This window comes from Wolbachia endosymbiont of Glossina morsitans morsitans, assembly GCF_000689175.1.
GTDB classification, from domain to species: domain Bacteria; phylum Pseudomonadota; class Alphaproteobacteria; order Rickettsiales; family Anaplasmataceae; genus Wolbachia; species Wolbachia pipientis.
Genome location: NZ_AWUH01000044.1, coordinates 1,098 through 5,293, shown reverse-complemented (window position 1 = coordinate 5,293; position 4,196 = coordinate 1,098). Strand labels below are relative to the sequence as shown.

The window sequence follows — 4,196 nt, the reverse complement described above, 5'->3', positions numbered from 1 at the left end:
TTCTATATCTTTTATAAGAGCCCTTGCTGATACTTCAAACTTATTTTGAGACAATTCAGTAATGGTATATTCTGAATTTATTTCGTTTTCACTATCAATGTTTGGTATTAGTTCCTCTATAAGATCAGTCATTGAAATTAAACCATCAGTTCCACCATATTCATCCAATACGATAGCTAAGCATGATTTAGAAGAGTTCATCCTAACAAAAAGATTAGTTGTCTTCATAGAGGGTGGAACAAATATTACGCTTTGTATAATATGTTTCAGATTAAAATTTTTATCCCTATTAAAAATAACATCTTTTACATAAAAAAAGCCTATTACGTTATCAAAGTTATTTTTATAAATTGGTATTTTAGTGTGGCAAGTGTTTTTTATCTTCTTTATTATTTCACGCTCGCTTGACTCAATGTCTACTGCGCATATCTCTGTACGTGGAGTCATTATATCCATTATACCACAATCGCGGAATTTTAATAGACCATTAAATATATTAAGGTCTGGCAGATCTTTCATTAATGCCTCAGTCTCACACTTTTTCAACACAGAAGCTTTTTTGAAAAGGAAGAGAAAAATTCTATATGCTATTTTTTCTACTAAGGTTCTTTTTTTACTCAATTTATTCCCTGTAATGGCAAAAACGTTTTCAGATTAGATTTATCAAGAAAACTGTTATTAAATGTTTAATAAGCATGTGAATAATGTCAAATTAATTTGTGAATTATTTGTTGATATAAAATACCAACAATTGATCAACAACTTTTTCAACAACATATACATAGTTGTGTAACAATGCATGATGGTAAAGTATTTTCCATAAAAGAAAATTACTAACACTCTAAACACCTTACTTATACACATAAATCATAACAGAAAATCAATAATATACGAAAGTTACTCACATATTTATCCACAAGTTGAACAACGCCAATTTTTACTGAATTTTAAGTTAGTAACAAGTTATTGATAGAACTATTATTATTACTATACTTTAATATGCAAAAGAATAAATAGAATAGATTGGAAAGCGACAAAACAATAATAGCGAAAATTATTAAGAGAAATGAGCCGGGTGGAAGAGTGCCTATCTGGCTAATGCGTCAGGCTGGCAGGTCTCTTCCTGAGTACCGCAAAGCAGTAGAAAATATGAATAATTTTATGGAGATATGCTACAACACAGATTTAGTGACAGAATTGACGTTACAGCCGGTGACAAGATTTGACATGGATGCGGCGATAATTTTTTCAGACATTTTAATAATAGCTGATGTTTTGGGTTGTGACGTGAATTTCGTACGCGGTGTAGGTCCAATAATAAAACCCGTGGAAAGTCCTAAGGAATTGAAGGGTCCACAAGAAATTGAAACTAAAACCTTACCAATTCTAAACGCTATAAAAAAAGTCAGAAGCCAATTACCAAAAGAAAAATCTCTCATAGGATTTGCTGGTGGACCATGGACAGTAGCCTCATACATCATAGAAGGTGGGAGCAGCAAAACTTTTTCCAAAGTATTAAATTTTTATTCTTCGTGTTTGAAGGAAATAATTGAACGAATAACGGAAGTAACGATTATTTATCTAATTAAACAGATAGAATTTGGAGCAGATGTTATTCAGCTATTTGACAGTAATGCTGGTGCGTTATCGGAACCATTGTTTAAAGAATATGTTATAGAACCAACAAAGAGAGTTATCTTGGCAATAAAGGATAGATTTTCTGATTTTCCAATAATAGGTTTTCCAAGGTCTGCTGGAAATCTTTATAAAGATTACTGCGAACAAACAGGTGTATCTGCAGTAAGTATAGATTATAATGTTCCAATAAAATGGGCGAAAGCGAATCTAAACATCCCTCTACAAGGAAACCTTGATCCTAATCTTTTAGCCTATAATAAAACGGAAGCAATCAAAGAAGCAAAACGTATAATAGATTGCTTTAGAGATTTACCCTTCATATTTAATCTCGGACATGGAGTACTCCCTGATACTCCAGTTGAAAATATTGCTGCGTTGGTAAACCTGGTAAAAAGCTACTAATACAATACACAAAATTCCTAGCTTTTTTGTTGTACGGGGTTTATCATTTAAATTTAGCTTCAGTAAAATATGTCAGACCTTGCAAAAAGAATGTTCCTAATAAAACCATCATCTATAATTGCTGTAACTGATAAGGCAAATAAGTTAAAAAATGAAGGAAAAAAGATCTGTGTTTTAGCTGCAGGAGAACCGGATTTTGATACTCCGGATCATATAAAAAAAGTAGCTATTCAAGCAATAAGTGAAGGTAAGACTAAATATACTGCTGTTGATGGAACGCGTGAGCTGAAAGAAGCAATAATTAATAAGTTAAGAAAGGATAATAACCTCGAGTACACGCTTAACCAAATCTGTGTTGGTACAGGTGCTAAGCAGGTGTTATTCAATTTGTTCATGGCAACAATTAACTCTGGAGATGAAGTTATTATTCCAGCTCCTTATTGGGTTTCATATGTTGATATGGTAAGTCTTTTTGGCGGCTTGCCAGTTGTAGTAGAATGCAAACAAAATTTTAAACTGACAGCGGAATTATTGAAAAGCAGGATAACTAAAAAAACTAAATGGTTAATTCTTAACTCACCGAACAACCCTGCAGGAGCTATGTACACATGTGATGAATTGAAAGACATAGCACAAGTATTGCTTGAATATCCACATATGAATGTCGTTACAGATGATATTTATGAGCATATAATATACGACGAAAAGTTTTTTACTATCGCTCAGGTTGAGCCGAAGCTTTATGATAGAGTTTTTGTAGTATCAAAAGCCTATGCAATGACAGGCTGGAGAATAGGGTATATTGCAGGTAGAAGTGATGTGGTAAAAGCTATCTCTACGCTGCAGTCTCAAAGCACTTCTAATCCAAATTCGATAGCACAAGCAGCAGCAGCATTAAACGGCGATCATAGTTTTTTGAAAGAAAGAACAAGAATTTTTAAGAGTCGTAGAGATTTTATGGTGAAAGAGCTAAATTCTGCCCCGGGATTATCAGCGTCTGTTCCACAAGGTGCGTTTTATTTAGTTGTCTCATGTGAAGGATTGCTCAGTAAAAGCATAAAAAGTGGTAAGATAATAAATAATGATTTAGATTTTACTGAATACTTACTGGGAGATCATTTGGTTGCTGTGGTTCCAGGAATTGCATTTGCTCTAGAAAATTTTATCAGAATTTCTTATGCAACCTCTCAGGAACAATTAGAAATTGAATGTGATAGTATTACTAAAGCGTGCCAGGAGTTAAAATGAAATAGACTATCCATAAGTTGTTTATTTTGCCATACTTCGCCAAGGTTATTTTGAATGTTCTAACTTGTGTTTTTCTATGGAAGGCATTTTTATTGATTGATTGTCTCTCTAATATTGAGTTCCTCATTTTTTTCATTTTGTTGCAGTAAGTTAATGTTATTTATTTTATTTACTAAATCTTTCCCCTTTTCCAGAGTCTTTAAATCACTTTCGTTAATGTGATGTTCATTGTAAAATTCTGCAACAATTTCTTTTCTTTTCGGATAAGTATTTAAAAATTCCGACACCTGATGTTTAGCAATAGCTTGAATAAATTTCTTATTAAACCTTGAATTGTTATATAGATCTTCTAAATTTTCATCGTAGTGTTTTGCTTCATTTACAGCAAGCTTTATTATCTCTTCTGTACCACTTAGAAGTTTCCTATACAATTTGTCGTATCTATTGCCTAGCACGTGTGTAGCGAATGTTTGTTCAATGTATTTTGTTATGTAATTTTGCAGCGTATTATCTATCGTGCTTATATTCATCAGCCTGCTTTAATATTATATTAACTATTTTACACATAAAAAGGTTAATATTGAATTAATAGAATACTTCTGAAGTCAAATTTTACTGAAAATTATGGTATTTAAGATATAATTGTCAGCATGAAATAAAAACATAAATAAAATGGATCTTGTAACAAAAGTGAAGCTCAAGATAAAGATGAATAAGGGTAAAATCATAAATATACTTATCATTTGTGGTGTAATTTTTTTCATATACCTTATTCATGAGCCAGTTGTAGATATGGTAGAAAAAAAGTTATTGGAGTGCAAGAAATAGATGAGCAATTAAGACGCAAAGTAAAATCCATCAATTTTGGAATTATATATGGCATTAGCCCATTTGGTCATGCAAAGCGG

Annotated in this window: 4 protein-coding genes; 2 read left to right on the top strand and 2 right to left on the bottom strand. The window is 32.1% G+C overall.

The window, feature by feature from the left end; genetic code table 11:
• The coding region (locus WGMM_RS01195) for a CBS domain-containing protein (protein WP_038248811.1) at positions 1-621 on the bottom strand (621 nt) is incomplete at its 3' end.
• Between the two features lie 402 nt (positions 622-1,023).
• Between WGMM_RS01195 and hemE the strand changes: the two genes are divergently transcribed.
• Positions 1,024-2,040 (top strand): uroporphyrinogen decarboxylase, encoded by a 1,017-nt coding sequence (gene hemE, locus WGMM_RS01190; RefSeq protein WP_038248807.1) that lies wholly within the window; start codon positions 1,024-1,026, stop codon positions 2,038-2,040.
• 69 nt (positions 2,041-2,109) lie between these two features.
• Positions 2,110-3,288, top strand: coding sequence for a pyridoxal phosphate-dependent aminotransferase (locus tag WGMM_RS01185; protein ID WP_038248804.1), 1,179 nt, complete (start codon positions 2,110-2,112; stop codon positions 3,286-3,288).
• Between the two features lie 89 nt (positions 3,289-3,377).
• On the opposite strand, the gene WGMM_RS01180 is transcribed toward WGMM_RS01185, so the two are convergent.
• Positions 3,378-3,818, bottom strand: a complete 441-nt coding sequence (locus tag WGMM_RS01180) for a hypothetical protein (RefSeq protein WP_240991822.1) — start codon at positions 3,816-3,818, stop codon at positions 3,378-3,380.
• Between the last annotated feature and the right edge of the window lie 378 nt (positions 3,819-4,196).